This is a genomic window from Stenotrophomonas sp. ZAC14D1_NAIMI4_1 (assembly GCF_003086775.1).
In the GTDB taxonomy this organism is placed as follows: Bacteria; Pseudomonadota; Gammaproteobacteria; order Xanthomonadales; family Xanthomonadaceae; genus Stenotrophomonas.
The window spans coordinates 2027177-2047384 of the sequence record NZ_CP026001.1 but is presented as its reverse complement, the minus strand read 5'-3'; the positions used below and the strand labels follow the sequence as shown (position 1 = coordinate 2047384).

The 20208-nt window shown below is 62.0% G+C and carries 13 protein-coding genes and 1 pseudogene; 2 read left to right on the top strand and 12 right to left on the bottom strand.

All coding sequences use genetic code 11. From position 1 onward, the window contains the following. Window positions 1-54: 54 nt before the first annotated feature. Together C1927_RS21670 and C1927_RS09555 are read right to left on the bottom strand one after the other, a co-directional pair. Window positions 55-555 carry a hypothetical protein gene (locus C1927_RS21670; RefSeq protein ID WP_254051565.1) on the bottom strand — a complete coding sequence of 167 codons (501 nt, stop codon included), beginning with the start codon at window positions 553-555 and terminating at the stop codon, window positions 55-57. Window positions 556-678: 123 nt separating this feature from the next. After that, a complete protein-coding gene (locus tag C1927_RS09555) occupies window positions 679-1518 on the bottom strand; it encodes a type 1 glutamine amidotransferase domain-containing protein (RefSeq protein WP_108746534.1) in 840 nt (279 codons plus the stop codon). Between the two features lie 94 nt (window positions 1519-1612). Here C1927_RS09555 and C1927_RS09550 point away from each other — a divergent pair, with 94 nt between their 5' ends. Beyond that, window positions 1613-2536 (top strand): LysR family transcriptional regulator, encoded by a 924-nt coding sequence (locus C1927_RS09550; RefSeq protein WP_108746533.1) that lies wholly within the window; start codon window positions 1613-1615, stop codon window positions 2534-2536. A 551-nt stretch (window positions 2537-3087) separates the two neighbouring features. Next, window positions 3088-3442: pseudogene (locus tag C1927_RS09545) on the top strand (hypothetical protein). A 63-nt stretch (window positions 3443-3505) separates the two neighbouring features. On the opposite strand, the gene C1927_RS09540 reads toward C1927_RS09545, so the two are convergent. The 10 genes from C1927_RS09540 to moeB form a co-directional block, all read right to left on the bottom strand. Then, the gene (locus tag C1927_RS09540; RefSeq protein ID WP_108746532.1) at window positions 3506-6655 is read right to left on the bottom strand and encodes a type I restriction endonuclease subunit R; all 3150 of its coding nucleotides are present in this window, start codon (window positions 6653-6655) and stop codon (window positions 3506-3508) included. After that, window positions 6652-7926 (bottom strand): FRG domain-containing protein, encoded by a 1275-nt coding sequence (locus C1927_RS09535; RefSeq protein WP_108746531.1) that lies wholly within the window; start codon window positions 7924-7926, stop codon window positions 6652-6654. The genes C1927_RS09540 and C1927_RS09535 overlap by 4 nt, the downstream gene beginning before the upstream one ends. Continuing rightward, window positions 7923-9218, bottom strand: coding sequence for a restriction endonuclease subunit S (locus C1927_RS09530; RefSeq protein WP_108746530.1), 1296 nt, complete (start codon window positions 9216-9218; stop codon window positions 7923-7925). Before C1927_RS09530 ends, C1927_RS09535 begins: the two co-directional genes overlap by 4 nt. Next, window positions 9215-11056 carry a class I SAM-dependent DNA methyltransferase gene (locus C1927_RS09525; RefSeq protein WP_343125698.1) on the bottom strand — a complete coding sequence of 614 codons (1842 nt, stop codon included), beginning with the start codon at window positions 11054-11056 and terminating at the stop codon, window positions 9215-9217. Before C1927_RS09525 ends, C1927_RS09530 begins: the two co-directional genes overlap by 4 nt. 192 nt (window positions 11057-11248) lie before the next feature. After that, window positions 11249-12241, bottom strand: a complete 993-nt coding sequence (locus C1927_RS09520; protein WP_108746528.1) for a restriction endonuclease — start codon at window positions 12239-12241, stop codon at window positions 11249-11251. Between the two features lie 246 nt (window positions 12242-12487). Then, window positions 12488-14053 (bottom strand): glutamine-hydrolyzing GMP synthase, encoded by a 1566-nt coding sequence (gene guaA / locus C1927_RS09515; RefSeq protein ID WP_108746527.1) that lies wholly within the window; start codon window positions 14051-14053, stop codon window positions 12488-12490. A 108-nt stretch (window positions 14054-14161) separates the two neighbouring features. Next, window positions 14162-15619: an IMP dehydrogenase gene (gene guaB, locus C1927_RS09510; protein WP_108747812.1), complete on the bottom strand. Its 1458-nt coding sequence runs from the start codon at window positions 15617-15619 to the stop codon at window positions 14162-14164. Between the two features lie 341 nt (window positions 15620-15960). Beyond that, entirely contained in the window at window positions 15961-16839 is an 879-nt protein-coding gene (folD, locus tag C1927_RS09505) for a bifunctional methylenetetrahydrofolate dehydrogenase/methenyltetrahydrofolate cyclohydrolase FolD (protein WP_079221628.1), read from the bottom strand. A gap of 159 nt (window positions 16840-16998) precedes the next feature. Continuing rightward, window positions 16999-18834, bottom strand: coding sequence for a monovalent cation:proton antiporter-2 (CPA2) family protein (locus C1927_RS09500; RefSeq protein ID WP_108746526.1), 1836 nt, complete (start codon window positions 18832-18834; stop codon window positions 16999-17001). Window positions 18835-19000: 166 nt separating this feature from the next. Then, complete coding sequence (gene moeB, locus C1927_RS09495; RefSeq protein WP_108746525.1) at window positions 19001-20137, bottom strand: molybdopterin-synthase adenylyltransferase MoeB; 1137 nt, start codon at window positions 20135-20137, stop codon at window positions 19001-19003. Window positions 20138-20208 lie beyond the last annotated feature (71 nt).

The following is a 20208-nucleotide window of genomic DNA, read 5'->3' as shown; positions in this document are numbered from 1 at the left end:
TGCCCAAGTGTAGATCCACGCCACGCGTGGATGCTCGCCCGCGTCGACCCGCGGCTAGAACCGCACGCCCGCCCGATCAACGGTCGCCAGAGGGTTGGCTTTCCGCACCGCCTCCAGGAAAAGCAGGAAGTCGCGGTTGAACAGCGTCAGGTTGTTGGTGAACGTCACGCACTTTCTGCCCGCCGCCTTGCTGAAGCACACCTGCCAGACATAGCGCCCGTAGATGACATCGGAGGTTCGGGTGACTGAGGTGATCTGCGCCAGCGGAACAACCGTAGGCACCGGTCCACGCTGCATGTAAAAGGTCTCTGTATCGAAGAAGTAGTGCTCGCGATCCTCTTTCCCATCGACCATCACCAAGGTCATGGATGTACCGGAGATCCGGCGAGGGGAATTCAAGCGCAGCCCTGATCCCAGCGCAGAACGGGCGTTCAGTGACGCGCGCCGATGAATCAACCAAATGGTCACCAACGGAAGTGCCGCGAGGGCAGCGACGGCCACGGCTTTCACAACAACTACCAGTGTGCTCGGCAAACAGAACTCCTGGATCAACATTCAGTATTAGCGACCATCCAGTCGCGTGGGGCGATTGATCTACGACACGCGCGCCGGCCTCGTACGACGGACGAAGCGGGCGCGTCATAGTGCCACGGCGCCACATGCGATGGAAAAGCCGCCTTACTTCAACCGCTCAACCAACCGCTGCCCCACTTCCAGCGCCGACGCCGGATTCTGCCCGGTGATCAGCTCGCGATCCACCACCACATGGCCGGTCCACGGCGTGGTGTTGCTGCTGAACTTCGCACCCGCCCGCTGCAACGCGGTCTGCGGGTAGAACTTCATTTCACCGCCGCCCAGCATCGGCTTGGCTTGCTCCTCTTCCTGGTTGCTGATCACCGTCATCTGGTAGCCGCTGTAGATCCACTTCGGAGCGGTCGGCATGCCACCCGCTTCCAGCTTCGCTACGAAACCGTTGGCATCCGGCAGGGTGGACAGCAGCGCGATCGGCCCGTGGCAGACCAGCGCGGTGGTCTTGTTGCGCTGGTGGAAGTCGGCCAGCAAGCGGCCCAGCGCCGGGCTCTTCAGCAGATCCTGCATCGGCGCGTGGCCACCGGGGATATACACCGCATCGAAGCGCGCGTAGCCCTGCTGCTCGACACGCGCCAGGCTGACCACCGGCGAGGCGGTTGCCGAGGTCAGCGCCAGTTTCTCCAGCAGGTCTTTGTGCAGCTTCAACTGCGCGGCATCGTTGCCGAAGTACGCCGGCGTCACCGAGGACGCATCCACCGTCGGCGCCCGCCCCAGCGGCGTGGCGAAGGTCACCTCGTGGCCCGCGTCCAGCAGCAGCTTGACCGGCTGCATCAGCTCGTTGAGATAGAAGCCGGTGGACAGCGCCTTGCCGTCCTTCAAGTCCAGGTGGTTCTCGTCGGACAGCACCACCAGCACGTTGGCGGAATGGGCACCGGTGGCGGCCAGGGTCAGGGCCAGCGCTGCGGCCAGCCGGGTCATCAGGTTCATGGGTAGCTCCTCTGGGAATGGCGGCCACTTTATTCATCGCTGCAGCGGCGATAAATTGGCCTCTTCGCAAAAGATCTGTTCCCGGGAGAGCCAAATGAGCCGCAAGTTCGACTACCTGGGTGATGTGGAGGTGTTCCTGGCGGTGGTTGAGCACGGCTCATTCACGGCCGGCGCCGTGGCGCTGTCCACCACGCCCTCGGTGCTGAGCCGCGCGGTCACCCGCCTGGAAGCGCGGCTGGGCCGGCAGCTGCTGCAGCGGACCACCCGCCGCGTGGGCCTGACGGACGCCGGGCGGCTCTATCTGGAACAGGTGCGCACCGCCTTCGGCCTGCTGGACGACGCCGAGCGCGACGTGCAGGGTCAGGACGGCGCGCTGGCCGGCCGCGTGCGCCTGAGCGTGCCGACCACCTATGGCCACTACCGGCTGCCGCCCGTGCTGGCGCGCTTTGCGCAGCAGTACCCGCAGGTGCAGGTGGAACTGAACATCACCAACCGCAATGTGGATCTGGTGGCTGAGGGCTTCGACTTGGCTATTCGTCTGGGGCAGCTACCGGACAGTGGGCTGGTGGGGCGGAAGCTTGAAGATGCGTCGCTGGTGCTGGTGGCTTCGCCGGCGTACCTGGAGCGCCGGGGTACGCCGCAGAGGCTGGAAGACTTGGAGCAGCACCTGTGCCTACCGTTTGTGATGCCGCGGACCGGGCGGCTGGCGCCGTGGGTGTTTCGGGATGGCGGGCGGGATGTGGATTGGCTGCCGCGTTCGTCGATTGAGACTTCTGACGATGTGCTGGGCGTGGTTTCGCTGGCCAAACAGAGGATTGGGATTTGCCAGAGTTATGAGTTCATCGTGCGCGAGCGGTTGTTGCGTGGGGAGCTGGTGGAGGTGCTGCCGCAGTTGCGGGGGCGATCAAGGCCCTTCTCGGTGATTTATGCGCCGCATCGGCGGCAGTCGGCTGCGGCAAGGGCGATGATTGAGTTGCTGGTAGGGAATACGGCGGTGGTTGAGGACGGCGTGGGTTGAGGTTTCTGCTGCCTTCCTGCGGTGTCGGCTTTGGACCGTTTTTCCGCCGGTCGGACTGATCGGGCGGCGTTGCTGCCCGGTTCGGAATACGAATTGTTGTAAAGGCGGCTGTCGCGCTATCCCCTGAAGGCATGGGCGATTGCGACGCTCTTGTTCGCGATCAGCAGCGCGTCTGCGCGAATGCGTCGGTTCGTGAGGCCTACGGCACGAATGGTGCGTGCCACAATAGATTCCCGCTCTCGAATTCTGCGATCTCTTCGCGAATTTCAATTGGTATTCGGAGCGACCGCGTAAACACCATGGCGCGCCACCGACAACGGGTGGCCGGGTCTGCAAACCCGATGAAAGCGATGTCTGTAGTTTGCGCTTGCCCGTCGGCACCGTCCCCAAGCGGTGCCGACGGGCAATCCGTAGGCCTGTATGGCGGGCGGTGCGTGGGGGCCCTCGGGCCCGCCGGTCTTATGACATCGCTTCTTCCGGTTCGCAGCCACGCATCGTCCGCCACCTTCTTCACGGTGGCGCTGTTAAGTACAGCCACGGAAGCCGACGCCATGAAGAAATCCGACACCTTCTCTTCGTACACCGTTGTTGAACCCATCAACGACGACACTCCCCTGCCCGACCTGAACTCTCTGCTCGGCATCCTCACGCGCATTCGCGCAGGTGAGGGAGCCGATGGGCTGCCTTGGCCGGAGAACGATGTGTCACCCGGCCGCCGCGTGAGCCTGGCGAAGAGCGAGCGCGCGATGGTGGGCGCGCTGACGGTGCTGGAGGTGCTGCATGCGGCAGACCGCTGCCGGGTGGCAGCGGAGCCGGAGAAGCATCTGGATGAGGGGGTTGTGGATGTTGTTTCTGGCTTGTAGAGGGTTGGTTGAGTGGGCTTGTCGGGAAGTGAGGCCAGAGTAATCCACCAGCTTCCCGCTAGATCACACCGGCGCCTATCGGCGCCCTGATTCCTTAAACGTACGTCTACTTTGACCACGCGTCTGACAGTGATTCCGCCTGCTTAAGCACCAGTTCGATCGCGGCATCCTCACCTACCGGCGGGTACTTCCATTTCTTCAGGGTGCGTCGCACCAGAATCCGCAATTTAGCGCGGACGCTCTCACGCACCTGCCAATCCACCGTGGTGCTATGGCGCAGCTTCTCCGTGATCTCGATGGCAATGCTCTTTAGAGTGTCGTCACCCAACTCCCGCACCGCACCTTCGTTGTTGGCCAAGGCATCATAGAAGGCTATCTCATCCTGACTCAGCCCCAATGCCTCCTCGCGCTCTAGGGCCGCCTGGAAATCCTTGGCCATCTGGATCAACTCCTCGATGACCTGCGCCGTCTCTACCGCCCGGTTGTGATACTTGCGCAAGGTTTCCAGCAGCCGGTCGCCGTACTTCTTCTCCTGCACCACGTTGTTACGCGCCCGCGCCTTGATCTCGTCGCGCAGCAGCTTTTCAAGCAGTTCCACCGCCAGATTGCGGCTCTTCATCTGCCGCACGTCTTCCAGGAACTCGTCTGAAAGCAGGCCGATGTTGGGCTTGTCCAGGCCCGCCAACGCGAAGATATCCGCCACCCCGTCGGCCACGATGGCGTTATCAAGGATCTGCTTGAGCGCGCTGTTCTTGTCTGCATCGGAACGCTTGCGATCCACCGTGGTGAACTTGACGATGGCGGCCTTGACGGCGGCAAAGAAGGCAATCTCCGTGCGCAAGGCTGCGGCTTCATCCAGCGTGCTGCACAGGGAAAACGCCTTGCTCACCGCCAGCATGGCATCGAGGAAGCGCTGCTTGCCGTCTGTCAGCCCCAGGATATGGTTGGCCACTGGCACCAATAATTGCAGCGCATCCGCTTCGAATTCGCCGTAATCAAAGCCGTGCATCAACCCCCGCACGACGTCCAGCTTCTCCAGCAACACAGCCAGGGCCTCCGCCGCACTGTGCGCAGGGTCGCCTTTGCCCTTGGATTCGGTGTAGGTCTTGAGCGCCGCTTTCAGCTCGTTGGCAATGCCGATGTAATCCACGACCAATCCACCGGGCTTGTTGCGGAACACTCGGTTGACGCGGGCGATGGCCTGCATCAGGTTGTGGCCCTTCATGGGCTTGTCCACGTACATGGTGTGACAGCAGGGCGCGTCGAAGCCAGTCAGCCACATGTCGCGCACAATCACCAGCTTCAACGGGTCTGCCGGGTCTTTGAAGCGCTTTTCCAGGCGTTTCTTCACCTGCTGGCTGTACAGATGAGGCTGCAGCAAGGGCTTGTCCGCTGCCGAGCCGGTCATCACTACCTTGATTGCGCCCCTCTCCGGGTCGGCATCGTGCCAGTCCGGGCGCAGGGCCGCGATGGCGTCGTACAGCTCGGCGCAAATGTCACGACTCATGCATACGATCATCGCCTTTCCTGCCAGCGTGGCCGTGCGCGTCTCGAAGTGCTGCACCAAGTCGGCAGCAACCTGTTCCAGACGCGGTCGCGCACCAACCAGCTTGGTCAGCGCCGCCCAATCGCTCTTGGTCTTCTCGCGGGCAGTGATGTCTTCCTCGTCCTCGATGACCTCATCTACCTGGGCATTGAGTGCGTCGATCTCGGCCTGGTTCACGTCCAGCTTAGCTAGACGGCTTTCGTAGAAGATTGGGACCGTGGCGCCATCGTCTACCGCATCCTGAATGTCGTAGATGCTGACGTAGTCGCCGAACACTGCCCGAGTGTCTTTGTCTTCCAGGGCGATGGGCGTGCCGGTAAAGCCGATAAAGGTGGCATTGGCCAGCGCGTCGCGCATGTGCTTGGCATAGCCGAACACGTATTTGCCGGTCTTGGTATCCAGCCGCCCCTTCATGCCGTACTGGCTGCGGTGCGCCTCGTCGGAGATCACAACAATATTGCTGCGATCCGACAGCAGTGGGTGAAGTGCCTCATCGTCCAGCAGGGCGAACTTCTGCACCGTGGTGAAGATGATGCCGCCCGCCTCGCGCGAAGCCAGCATTTCGCGCAGCTCCTCGCGGCTGCCCGCCTGCACCGGCGTCTGCCGGAGCAGGTCTTCGGCGGCGCAGAAGGTGCCGAACAATTGCCCATCCAGATCGTTGCGGTCGGTCACCACCACCAGGGTGGGGTTCTTCATCTCCGGTTGCTGTAACAGCTTGCCCGCGTAGCAGGCCATGGTGATGCTCTTGCCCGAGCCTTGCGTATGCCACACCACGCCCGCCTTGCGGCTGCCGGGCTGTACTTCCTTGCCGTAGGTGGCACGCGGTTCCTGCACCTCCAGCAAGCCTTTGCTAAGGCTGCTGGCGGCGATCACCGTGGCCTTCACCGCCTCGCGCACGGCATGGAACTGGTGGTAGCCCGCAATCTTCTTGATGATCTGGTCGGCATCCTGCTCGAACAGCACGAAGTGGCGCACATAGTCGAGAAACAGTGCAGGCTCGAAGAAGCCGCGCACCAGCGTTTCCAACTCGAATTCCAGCAGCGGCCGGTCATCCTCATTGGCAATCGCCCGCCAGGGCTGCATGCGCTCTTGATTGGCCGTGAGCGACCCCAACCGCGCCGTGAAGCCATCGCTGACCACCACCGCCACGTTGGTGTTGAACAGGTCGTTGATCTCTTCCTTGTAGGTCTGGATCTGGTTGAAGGCATCCCAGATGTCGGTCTGCTCGTTGGCCGGGTTCTTCAGCTCAATCACCGCCAGCGGCAGGCCATTGACGAAGGCCACCAGGTCCGGGCGGCGCGGCTGCTTGGTGCCGGTCACGGTGAACTGGCTGACCAGCAGGAAGTCGTTGTTGCGTGGATTGGTGAAGTCGATGAGATTGACCAGATCGCTGCGTTTTTCGTCGCCCACTGAAAACTCGACGGGAATGCCGGACAACAGCAGTCGATGCACACGGCGGTTGCGTGCAATCAGCAGCGGCTCGCTGACCGTCAGAAGTTCGTGTGCCGCCTGCTCCAGCGCCGCAGCGGGGATGTGCGGGTTGATGCGGATGAGCGCGACCAACAAGCGTTCGCGCAATACGGTCTGACGATAGTCGGAGCGAGCAGGTTGGTCTCCATCGGGCGCAATGTCTGGGCCCTGTGTGTACGTCCAACCGAGAGTCCCGAACCATTCAATGCAGAGGTCTTCGAGTTGTTGTTCAGTAATCATTTTCCCTCCGCTGCCTGCTGCTTCACCGCATCCATGATTTGTTCGACCACTCCATCACGTAGTTGCGATGGATAGCCATTCTTTCGCAACGTGACTCGGATAACGTTACGCATTCGAGCCTGAGCGTCTTCGCGTTTTTCCCAATCCACAACTTGATGTTTGGAAATATCGTGGGACAACTCGCTGGCAATCAAGGCGATACGTCCTGGTTCAACTTGCTGCGCGTCAGGATGCGCACGCAAGATGGCATCAATTTTGAAAGAAGTCTGCTCCGAAGCAATGATGGGAGCTTCGACAACATCAACAGCTGGAACGGAAGGCACTTGAACAATTTGACTAGCGATCAAGCGCTCACGCTCTACAGCACGCGCAAGGCTGGCTTCCTCCTCCGCTTCGGCGGTTGTGATATTGCAATAATCAGATGCTCCGATCAGATCAGGAAAGAGACTGGCATGGTGCACGTTCATCCGCCTAAGATGGCGCAAGCAAGCATCACGCCCTTCATTAAGGATATAAATCTTGCAGATGTATCGAGCTAATAAATCGGCCTGATCTTCTTCCGATGCGGAGCGTAACTCCTCATCCTCAAAAGCCTCGTCGTCAGCCAAGACATTTGCCAACTTATTTTCTATCGTGGCGTCATACGGAGAGAAAGTGAACAGTCCAGCCTGATTAACTAATCTCCCGTAGCTGTCCTTGCGCGGTTCCCAAAGCCGAATGCCAGTCTCATCCTGATGTTCCAAAATGAAACTTTTGTTGAGTACGTAGACGACTCGGTAAGGATTCTCTTCTTCATCCTTGCTATCAGCCTTGGCAAAGGCAAAAAAAAGAGCGACATACGGGGAATAGGTCCAGTCCAGCAAGGGAGTCATCAAGCCATGATGCTGGCCAATGGACCAAAGCTCGTCATCTTCATCCACGAGACTGTTGTCACTAAGCCGACCTCGAATGGCACGCTTGAAACGCTCTAGCTGAGTCGCTGCTAAATTTCCGGTGACTATCCCATTGTCGGATAGACGACCCAGCGTCGGCATCAGACTCCAGTCGGAACGTCGTTGCCCACGAAAAATCAGTTGCACACCTGGCCGGTTAAAGAATGGGCTCTCCAGTAGTTCAGTATAATCCCGCCAAGATTCCAATCGAGTTACCGGGATGCGGCCACTACGCTCATCTGCCATGACCTCAAAGCATCTCTGATCATCGTGCCAAACCGGAATCTTCTCAAAATAGTCTGTACCCTGTTCTACAAGGAAGGTTTCTTTCTGATTCATTGTTCGACCTCATCCGTCAAGGCCCCCACAGAAACATCTCCGGAAAGAAGCTTAGGAAGAAGAGTGTCCCGGAGCTCAGCGAGAAGTATTGCGCTCTTTCTATTCGCCAGAATTTGGGAAAATAGTGGTTGCACGTTCTGGTTAAATGCTTGTGCGACCAATTGCGTCGGCAGCACCACATCTTCTTGAACAACCATATCAGGGCGCACAGCAGGATATGCACCGCCATCTGCCAGATGAGCCAAGCGTTCGATATTGGTTTCAGATGTGGCGACAAGATAAACAAACTCTAGCCAATGGGATACTTTCGGCCTTAGCGCTGCAAAACCCGTGCTTCCCGTCAGACCAGCTTCGCCAACCAAGGCAAAAGATCGGTTGCCTGGACGTACTGTACCGACGATAGTATCTCCATACCGCAAAATTCTTCTGGCACGGCTTGGAATTTCTTTGCCACCAATGCTTTGCACTCCTGTAATTTCGCCTCCCTTGGTGTTGGCTAAATCCACATACCGGACTGCACCAGGCAGGGTTTTGGCGCTCCAGCTTTCAGGGTTCAACTGGCATATTTCAGTCAATGTTCCAGCTTTCCACCCCATCGGGATTTCCCCCAACTCCGACTCTTGCATTTCATCGGGAAACAGCGCGGCGGTGGCAGCGAGTTGGTCGTGGTGCTCGCGGGGCATCTGGTCGAGTTCGGCGTCGGTCTTGCCGCTGATGGCGCGCATGGCGGCGCGCAGCAGGTCTTGGCCTTGTTCGATGGCTGCGATCTTGGCCTTGACCGGGTCGAAATCGACAAACCAGGACTTGAAGATGGCTTGCGCCATGGCTTCGAGGGTTTGGTTGATGCGGCGGTTGAGGTCGATTTTGTCGTCGATAGCTCCAAGTACTCGTGCAATTTCCTTCTGTACGTCCTTTGGTGGAACGTCAAGCTCACGCACGTAGACTGCGGCACGAGTTGTCGAAGGGATTGGGGATCCGTCGTCAATTTCTCCAAGCTTGTGATATTGGATTGCGTAATACAGCCACCGCATGTCGAGATCGGTTTTGGGGACTACGTAGTATGCCGTGTCAATGACAAAGAATTCGTCTTCTGAGTACTGCACTCCGCGATAAGCGCCTTTACGACCAAGAATGACCCCAGGGCCCTTTGCAAGAGGCTTCTCAGTCCATCCAATAGGACCGTTGCTGCCAAAGACTCGGACAGAGCCACGCGCAGACTCGTAGCCACGTATGGCCTTGCCATATTCGAGGCTAATCTCATCGCCCCATGTTGATGGTCTCCAAGAGTTCATGCATTCGCCTCTTGGTCGATTGATGTGACAACGGCGAAACCCAACCCCGCCAAATTCTTCCTGATTTCCGCCTCCAGCTTCGCGCTTTCCGCAAATTGCTCCGCTAGCTGCGATGTTAGCCGCTGCATCTTTTCAGCAAAGGGTTCGCAGTCGTCTTCCTGCTCCGCCGCACCCACATAGCGCCCCGGCGTGAGTACATGCTCGTGCTTGCGCACATCGTCCAGCTTGGCGCTAAAGCAGAAGCCAGCCACATCCTCGTATCCTTCCCCCTGCTGCCAGGCATGGAAGGTGTCGGCGATTTTCTGAATATCGTTCGGGGTGAAGTCGCGCAGCACGCGATCCTTCATATAGCCCAACTGGCGGGCGTCGATGAACAGGAATTCACCGCGCCGGTCGCGCTTCTTCTTGTCCAGCGCGAAGCCATTCTGCTTGTCGCGGGTCAGGAACCAGATGCATGCCGGAATCTGGGTGTTGGTGAACAACTGGCCGGGCAGCGCGACCATGCACTCCACGTAGTCGTCCTCGATCAGCCGCTTGCGGATTTCGCCCTCGTTGTTGGTGTTGGAACTCATCGAACCGTTGGCCAGCAGCAGCGCCATGCTGCCGGTGGGCGCCAGGTGCCAGAGCATGTGTTGCAGCCAGGCGAAGTTGGCGTTGCCTTGGGGCGGCGTGCCGGCGATCCAGCGCGGATCGGCGGTCAACTTTTCGTTCCACCACTCTTTCATGTTGAAGGGGGGGTTGGCCATGACGAAGTCGGCGCGCAGGTCCGGGTGCAGGTCGTTCAGCAGGGTATCGGCCGGGCCGGGGCCGAAGTTGAAGTCGATACCGCGAATGGCCATGTTCATCGCGGCCAATCGCCAGGTGGTGGGGTTGCTCTCCTGGCCGTAGACGCTGATCTGCCCGCTCTTGCCGTTTACTGCCTTGCCGCCGTGCTGCTCGATGAACTCCTCGCTCTGCACGAAGAAGCCGCCGGAGCCCATGGCCGGGTCGTAGACGCGGCCCTTGAACGGCTGGAGCATTTCCACGATCAGGGTAACGATGCTCTTGGGCGTGTAGTACTGGCCGCCCTTCTTGCCTTCGGCCAGGGCGAACTGGCCGAGGAAGTATTCGTAGACGTGGCCGAGGATGTCTTTGGATTTCAGGTTCAGCCGCTGGCCCTTGTACTCTTTGGCGCTGAAGTCGGTATCCGAGAAATGGCTGATCAGCCCGGCAAGCTTGCTGGATTCGAGTTGCACACGGGCGAAGTCCTTATTGAGCACGTTCTTCAGGCGGGCATTCTCGCGCTCGACGGCTTCCATGGCGTTGTCGATCAGCCAGCCGACCGAACGCATTTCCTCAGGCTCGTCCTTGCCCGGCTTGTTCCACGGCAGCGCTGCCTTGGGTGGCAGTTGCGCGCAGTCGCGCAGCGTCTGCCAACGCGCTTCTACCGGCACCCAGAACACGTTCTTCTCGGTGTAGAAGTCGCGTACTTCCAGTTCGGCGGCAATATTCTCTTCGTACTCCTGGGTACCTGCGCCGCCGTATGCGTCCGGATCCATGTAGTAGTCATGATTCGGGCTGGTGAACTGTTCACGCAGTTCGCGCTGCCGTTCTTCGAAGGCATCGGAGACATACTTGATGAAGATCAGCCCGAGCACGACGTGCTTGTACACGGCGGCGTCAAGGTTGGAGCGCAGCTTGTCTGCGGCAGTCCAGAGCTTCTTTTCCAGATCGTTGAAGAATTGTTGTTCTATGGGTTTCATGTTTTTGTCCCGTGTTGCGTTATGACTGTCTTCCTTGCCGGTCTCGCTGGCCTCTCGCCTATTGGCCGCTAATTGCTTGCCAATGGGTTTGCGCAAGGATAAATCGTTGTCGTTCTAAGGCCGCCGAATCGTCGGAAGTAAATAGCGCATAACATTGGAAGAAACTGCTTTGCTGGCTCAGCGCTTCTAGCGACCCCTCATTTATAGAACTACCTCCAATGACACCGGATCTTCCGATGCATTGTTTAATATTCTGTTCTATGGGAATTACCTACTCTTTCCCCAGTGTCAGGCAGGCCAGTAGAGCCGCTTTAGCGGCAGAATTCGTTTGGTTTCGGCGTCGGTAGCGTCGTAATGCTCGATCAGGGCGCGCACCAAATGGTCGAGCGTCCACATGGCTAGAGGGATGGATGCCCGATCTGCCTCGTACTGGGCGTCCTTGGTGAAGCCGCCGGTGCTGACGTACAGACCGCGATCATCCTTGTGGCGGCCTCCGAGGAAGCTGCGGATTTCCTGACTTCCCATCTGCCCCCTGCGGTGCTTGACCTCCACCACGATACGCGGATGTTCGAATCCGAACCCATCCGGCGAGGCAACAATATCTTTACCTCGATCTGAACCTGGCGGAGAAACCTGAGTCTTGTAGCCCATGGCGCGCAATATTCCCGCCACTAGCTGCTGCATGTCGTCCCAATCAAGCTCGTTGACGCGGTCTTTGATTCGCTCCACCGCTTGAGAGTCGATGTCAGCCAAAGGATCTGCTACTACGTCATCTGCCTCATCATCAGCCATCGGGGCCGACTGCCCCTGAAGAGCGGCGAGAACTTCGGCAGCAGCAACTCGCGGCACCTCGAACAACGTCAAGGTGGAACCAAGACTATTCTTTGTACCGGCGCCCAAACGATCGCGTGGCAATTCCTGCGCGCCCCAGTGAACATCTCGGGCTAAAGGCATGCCCTGCTCTGCCCAATCGGCATGATGCGTAGCGGGACCAGCAATCCTACCGATCGAGTAAATGCGGTTTGGAGGAGAATAGGTAACAACCCAATCGCCATCTCGAATGTCGTTGACGAAGCGCCACACCTGAGAAGCGCCTGACACTACCGTGCCATGCTTGGCCTGCGGCTCAGCTGCCTGATAGAGGGCGATCAGCTGTTTTCGACCAACGCCAGGTTTGGCATGAGCAGCGAGCTGACTCCAGCCCACAGCAACGACACCGCGCTCTCGAAAAGCGTCATACAAGGTGCCGCCATCGCCGCGAACCATCCACATCCGTTCCATCGCGCCTCCTCCCGTTCTCGAAGCCATTAATCCAGCCCGCCCAAGAACTCGGCTGTCAGCACGACGGACTTGATACTTCGCAAGCTGTGGCTCTGCGAGTCAAGATCTTGGCGAAGTGGTTTCCCGCGACATTGTATCAGCGCCCGATGGTCGTCAATGCCCCTGCTAGGCCCGCCCATTATGCCCAGCTAAAGGGCTGACCCCACAAACAACAAGGGCGCCTCTCGGCGCCCTCATTCTTTCAACTCACTCCCACTCAATAGTAGCCGGTGGCTTCCCCGAGATGTCATAGACAACCCTTGAAACCCCCCGCAACTCATTGATGATCCGGTTGCTCACCGCACCCAGGAACTCATACGGCAGATGCGCCCAATGCGCGGTCATGAAGTCAATCGTCTCCACGGCTCGCAGCGCAATCACCCACTCATAAGCCCGCGCGTCACCCACCACGCCCACCGACTTCACCGGCAGGAACACGGCAAACGCCTGGCTGGTCTTGTCGTACAGGTCAGCCTTGCGCAGTTCATCAATGAAGATGGCATCGGCCTTGGCCAGCAGCTCGGCGTATTCGCGCTTCACTTCGCCCAGGATACGCACGCCCAGGCCCGGGCCCGGGAACGGATGGCGGTAGACCATGGTGCGCGGCAGGCCGAGCTCGACGCCCAGGCGGCGCACTTCGTCCTTGAACAGCTCGCGCAGCGGCTCCACCAGGCCCAGCTTCATGTGCTCCGGCAGGCCGCCCACGTTGTGGTGGCTCTTGATCACATGCGCCTTGCCAGTCTTGCTGCCGGCCGACTCGATCACGTCCGGGTAGATGGTGCCCTGCGCCAGCCACTTGGCGTTCTTCAGCTTGTTCGACTCTTCGTCGAAGATCTCGACGAACAGGTTGCCGATGATCTTGCGCTTGGCTTCCGGGTCGCTCACGCCTTCCAGCGCGCTGAAGTAACGGTCGGCGGCATTCACGCGCACGACCTTCACGCCCATGTGCTCGGCAAACATCGCCATCACCTGGTCGCCTTCCTGCCAGCGCAGCAGGCCGGTATCCACGAACACGCAGGTCAGCTTCTCGCCGATGGCCTTGTGCAGCAGCGCGGCCACGACGGACGAATCGACGCCGCCGGACAGGCCCAGGATCACTTCGTCATCGCCCACCTGTTCGCGCACGCGGGCGATCTGGTCGTCGATGATGTTGGCGGCGGTCCACAGGGTCTGGCAGCCGCACACATCCACCACGAAGCGGCGCAGCAGCGCCTGGCCCTGCAGGGTGTGGGTCACTTCCGGGTGGAACTGCACGCCGTACCAGCGCTTTTCTTCGTTGGCCATGGCGGCCACCGGAATGCGGTCGGTGGTGGCGGTAATGGTGAAGCCCGGCGGCGCGACGGAGACGTGGTCGCCGTGGCTCATCCAGACATTCAACTTCGGCTCGCCGCCGTGGTCGCTCAGGCCCTTGAACAGCGCATCGGGGTTGATGACGTTCACTTCGGCGTGGCCGAATTCGCGCTGGTCAGCGGCTTCGGTGGCGCCGCCCAGCTGCGCGGCCAGGGTCTGCATGCCGTAGCAGATGCCGAAGATCGGCAGGCCGCTGTCGAACACTTCCTGCGGCGCGGCCGGGGCGCCCGGCAGCGTGGTCGATTCCGGGCCACCGGACAGGATGATGCCCTTGGCGCCAAACGCCGCGATCTCGGCCGGGTTGTGGTCCCAGGCCCAGATTTCGCAGTAGACGCCCAGCTCGCGGATGCGGCGGGCGATCAGCTGCGTGTACTGCGCGCCGAAATCGAGGATCAGGATCTTGTCGTTATGGATATTGGTCATGGCGCCCTGGCAATGCAGTAGGGAAAACGAAACTTCAAATAATCTGCTGCGCAGATGGAAAAAGAGGAACGGGAATCAGCTTCCTCGTTCCTCTTTCTCCGGCCCGCGTCAGGCGCGGTAGTTCGGCGGTTCCTTGGTGATCGTCACGTCGTGGACGTGGCTCTCACGCTGGCCGGCGCCGCTGATCTTGACGAACTTGGGCTTCGTGCGCATGTCGTCGATGGTGGCGCAACCCACGTAGCCCATGGTGGCGCGCAGGCCGCCCATCAGCTGGTGGATGATGCCGCCCACCGGGCCGCGGTACGGCACGCGGCCTTCGATGCCTTCCGGCACCAGCTTGTCGGCAGTGGCGGCGTCCTGGAAGTAGCGGTCCTTGGACCCCTTTTCCATGGCGGCCAGCGAACCCATGCCGCGGTAGCTCTTGTACGAACGGCCCTGGTACAGCTCGGTCTCGCCCGGCGATTCCTCGGTACCGGCCAGCAGGCCACCGACCATGATGGTCGAGGCACCGGCGGCCAGCGCCTTGCCGATGTCACCCGAGTAACGGATGCCACCGTCGGCGATGAGCGGGATGCGGTCCTGCAGGGCTTCGGCCACCAGATCGATGGCGGTCACCTGCGGCACGCCGACGCCGGCGACGACGCGCGTGGTGCAGATCGAGCCCGGGCCGATGCCGACCTTGACCGCGTCCGCGCCGCTGTCCAGCAGCGCCAGTGCGGCTTCGCCGGTGCAGATGTTGCCACCGATGACCTGCACGTGCGGGAAGTTCTTCTTCACCCAGGCGACGCGGTCCAGCACGCCCTGCGAGTGGCCGTGCGCGGTATCGACCACGATCACGTCCACGCCGGCGGCAACCAGCGCTTCCACGCGGCGGTCGGTGTCACCACCCACGCCGACGGCAGCGCCGACCAGCAGGCGGGTCGACAGATCCTTGGCGGCGTTGGGGAAGTCGGTGTTCTTCTGGATGTCCTTGACGGTGATCAGGCCACGCAGGGCGAAATCATCGTTGACCACCAGCACCTTTTCGATGCGGTTGCGGTGCAGCAGCTGCAGCACTTCATCGCTGGCGGCGCCTTCCTTCACCGTGACCAGGCGATCCTTCTTGGTCATGATGTGGCGGACCGGATCGTCCAGCTCGGTCTCGAAGCGCATGTCGCGATGGGTCACGATACCAGCCAGCAGGCCATCGCTACCCACCACCGGCACGCCGGAGATGTTGTGCGCCTGGGTCAGGGCCAGCACGTCGCGGATGGTGGTTTCCGGGCCGACGGTGATCGGGTCGCGGATGACACCGGCCTCGAACTTCTTGACCTTGGCCACTTCGGCGGCCTGCTGTTCCAGGCTGAGATTCTTGTGGATGATGCCCATGCCACCCAGCTGTGCCATGGCGATGGCCAGGCGGGCTTCGGTGACGGTATCCATGGCCGCAGACAGGATCGGAAGCTTGAGCTTCAGGTCTCGGGTCAACCGCGTTTCGAGGTTGACGTCCTTGGGCAGGATGGTCGAGTGGGCGGGGACGAGCGAGACGTCGTCGTAAGTGAGTGCTTCAGCCTGGATGCGCAGCATCGGCATACCCGAGATGTGGGGAAGCGCGACATTTTACCCCTTTTTCACGCCCGGTGGGAGGGGGTGGATGCGACGCAGTGTCGCGCGGGCGGCGCCTTTGGTAGGTGCGGACCGTTGGTCCGCATAATCCATCAGGCACCGGCACCCCAGCAGGACCTCCTTGCCCCAAGGAATGTGCCGACCAACGGTCGGCACCCACCAGAAGCCAGGCCGGCCTGTGTTTGGTGGGTGCGGACCGTTGGTCGGCACCCACCAGGAGCCAGCCCGGCCTGTTTTTGGTAGGTGCGGACCGTTGGTCCGCATAATCCATCAGGCACCGATACCCCACCAGAAGCCGGGAATCAGCTCAGCGCTTCCGCCGCTTCCAGGGTGTTCTGCATCAGCGTGGCCACGGTCATCGGGCCGACGCCACCCGGCACGGGGGTAATCCAGCTCGCCCGTTCGGCCGCCGCTTCAAACCCGACATCGCCCACCAGGCGGCCATCGTCCAGCCGGTTGATGCCGACGTCGATCACCACAGCCCCCGGCTTCACCCACTCGCCCGGCACGATGCCCGGGCGGCCCACGGCCACCACCAGGATGTCGGCGTTGCGCACGGCCTGCTCCAGCACGTCCTTGGGGGTGAACTTGTGGCAGCTGGTCACGGTGCAGCCGGCGATCAGCAGTTCCAGGCCCATCGGCCGGCCGACGTGGTTGCTCACGCCCACGATCGTGGCATTGCGTCCGCGCACCGGCTGGTCGGTATGGCCCAGCAGCGTGGTGATGCCGCGCGGGGTGCACGGGCGCAGGCCGAATTCACGCAGGGCCAGGTGGCCGACGTTTTCCGGGTGGAAGCCGTCCACGTCCTTGCGCGGGTCGATGCGCTGGATCAGGCGGCGCGCGTCGGGGATGCCCGGCAGCGGCAGCTGGATCAGGATGCCGTTGATCTTGGGGTCGGCGTTGAGCTGGTCGATCAGGTCGAGCAGTTCGGCCTCGCTGGTGCCAGCGGGCAGATCGTAGTCATGGGCTTCGATGCCGACCTTTTCAGCCGCGCGGCGCTTGTTGCGCACGTACACGGTGGAGGCCGGGTCGCCACCGACCAGCACCACGGCCAGGCCGGGGCGGCTGCCACCGGCGGCCACCCGGGCGTCGACGCGCACCTTCAGGCTGTCGAGCAGGTCCTCGGCAATACGGCGGCCATCGAGGATGCGGGCAGGAAGCTGGGGGGCGGAGTCAGTCATCGAATGCGGGGGCAGGCGGCGGCGGGGACGCTATTGTCCCTGATTCAGGCCCCCTCGCCCACCGCTTCGAGTGCTCGCCGGGCATGGCCCGGCGCTACCTACCAACCGCGCGGGGCCCGGTAGCGCCGGGCCATGCCCGGCGAGCGCGAAGCGCGGCAATCAATCCTCTTCTTCTTCCGGCACCTGGTCCGCATTCAACGTGCGGGCCTTGCGCTTTGGCGCGGTGAACGGGGTCGGGGTCGGCACGCCCGGCAGCGCGCTGCCGAACACCATGTGCGCACCGGCGCGCAGGCTGCCGCCGGCCATTTCCAGCTCGAACCGCTCGGCGTCGCGTTCGCGGATCTGCTCGGCGATCTCCTGCGCGTCGTCTTCGTCCGCGCCCAGTTCCATCAGCGCGGCCTGGCCGAACATCAGCGCCGATTCAAACGTCTCGCGGATCTGGAAATCGACGCCGGCATGGATCAACCGCAGCGAGTGCTCGCGGTCGAACGAGCGCACCAGCAGCTTGGCCTGCGGGAATTCATGCGCGACCAGCTCAACGATGCGGTCGGCATCCTCTGCATTGTTCACGCACACCGCGATCGCCCGCGCGGTACCGGCGCCGGAGGCATGCAGCACGTCCAGACGGGTGCCATCGCCGTAATAGATCTTGAAACCGAAGCGCTCGGCGTTGTGGATCATCTCCACATCGTTGTCGATGATGGTCACGTCCACGTCGCGGGCCAGCAGCGACTGGCTGGCCACCTGGCCGAAGCGGCCGAAGCCGATCATCAGCACGCTGCCGGACAGGCCATCGGCGGTGTCCACGCCTTCCAGGCTGACTTCCGGCTTCGGTGCCACGCGCTTGTAGACCAGCACCACCAGCGGGGTGAGGGCCATCGACAGCACCACCACGGCGGTGAAGTTGGCATTGATGTCCATGTCGATGACGCCGGCACTGGCGGCGGCGGAGAACAGCACGAAGGCGAATTCACCGCCCTGCGCCATCAGCACGCCACGGTCCATGGCCTGTGCGTGGTCGCTGCCCATCAGGCGGGCCACCACGTAGATGCACAGCGCCTTGGCCGCCATCAGCGCCAGCACCAGGCCGACGATCATCGGCCAGTTGCCGGCCACAACGCCCAGGTCCAGCGCCATGCCCACGCTGAGGAAGAACAGGCCCAGCAGGATGCCGCGGAACGGTTCGATGTCCGCTTCGATCTGGTGGCGGAAGGTGGATTCGCTCAGCAGCACGCCGGCGAGGAAGGCACCCATCGCCATCGACAGGCCGGACAGCTGCATCAACAGCGCCGCACCCAGCACGACCAGCAGCGCTGCGGCGGTCATCACTTCGCGCGCCTTCGATTCGGCCAGCAGGCGGAACAGCGGGTTGAGCAGGAAGCGGCCGACCAGCACCAGGCCAACGATGGCGCCGACGCCGATCGCCACCGACAACCAGCGCGAGCCTTCGCCATCGGCACTGCCCGCACTCGGCGCCATCCAGGCAACCAGGGCCAGCAGCGGCACGATCAAGAGGTCTTCGAACAGCAGGATGGAGACGATCTTCTGCCCCGACGGCAGCGCGATGTCGCCGCGCTCGGCGAGCAGCTGCATCACCACTGCGGTGGAGGTGAGCACGAAGCCGGTGGCGCCGATGAAGGCGACCTGCCACGGCAGGCCGAACAGCTTGGCGATGGTGGTCAGCACCAGCGCACAGGTGGCGATCTGCAGCGTCCCCAGCCCGAAGATTTCCTTGCGCAGGCTCCACAGGTGCGAGGGCCGCATTTCCAGGCCGATGACGAACAGGAACATCACCACGCCCAGCTCGGCCGTACGCAGGATCGCCTGCGGGTCGGAGAACCAGCCCAGGCCGAATGGTCCGATGGCCAGGCCAGCGGCAAAGTAACCCAGCACCGAACCCAGGCCGAGCCTGCGGAACAAGGGCACCATCACCACCGCCGCGCCCAACAGGGCCACGACCTTGACCAGCTCGCTGGTCGCTGCTTCTACCGCCATGCGGTGTTTCCCCGAAAACCGAAATCGGCCTCAACGATAGAGCAAGTTTTCTGACGGCAATAGCATCGACGTTGCGTTTAGTTGTGCCGAAAATGGAACGATGGTGGGATTGATAACCAAGATCGTTCCGAAATCGGTAGCGCCGGGCCATGCCCGGCGAACCGGATCACCCTCCGCTGCAGAACGCGGCGTAATCGATATACCCCGGGAACGGCACGCCCGGCGCGCACACCGGGCAGGCCGGGTCAGGCCCGATGCCGGTTTCGCGGAAGCGCATGCCCAGCGCATCGAAGCGCAGCAGCCGGCCCACCAGCGGCTCACCGATGCCCAGCAGCAGCTTCAGCACCTCGGTGGCCTGCAGCACCCCGGCCAGGCCGGGCAGCACGCCCAGCACGCCCGCCTCGGAGCAGTTCGGCGCGAACTCCGGCGGCGGCGGCTCGGGGAACAGGCAGCGGTAGCACGGCGCCACGCCACGCTGGCGGCCGGCGTCAAACACGCTTACCTGGCCATCAAAGCGCTCGATGGCGGCATAGACCATGGGCTTGGCGTGCTTGATGCAGGCGTCGTTGAGCAGGTAGCGCAGGGGGAAGTTGTCCGAGCCGTCCAGCACCACGTCCACGCCGTCCAGCAGGCGATCGACATTCTCCGAGGTCACCCGCTCGGGCACGGCCTCGACCTCGATGGACGGGTTCAACGCCAGCAGCCGCTCGCGCGCCGAATCGACCTTCAGCTGGCCGACGCTGGCCTCGGTGTGCACGATCTGACGGTGCAGGTTGCTGCGCTCCACGCGGTCATGGTCGGCAAACCGCAGGTGCCCTACCCCGGCTGCGGCAAGGTAGAAGCCAGCCGGTGCGCCCAGGCCGCCTGCACCCAGTACCAGCACGCGCGACTGCTGCAGGCGGCGCTGGCCGGCCTCACCCACCTGCGGCAGCAGCAGGTGGCGCGAGTAGCGGTCGTAGAAATCGCGGTCGGCGGCGTCCAGCATCGGCTGCACCAGGGGCAGCGCCTGCTCGCGCCAGGCCACGGTGCCGCCGGCCACGGAGGCGACGTTCGAGTAGCCCGCCGCCAGCAGCGCCTGTGCGGCGTCGGCCGAGCGCTTGCCGCTCTGGCAGATCAGCAGGATCTCCTGGCCCGGGGCGGGCAAGTGCGCGGCCGGGTCGGCCAGCAGGTCGTCCTTGGCCACGCCACGCGCGCCCTCGGCCATGCCTCCCGCGCGCTCATGCGCCTGGCGCACATCGATCAGCACCGCACCGTGGGCCACACGCGCGCGTGCCTGTTCCGGGGAAAGCTCGGGAATGCTCATTGCCGCATTATCACGCACGTGGCGGCCACCCGCCTTGACCAATATCCGCGAACACAGGGTAGTGCCGGCCG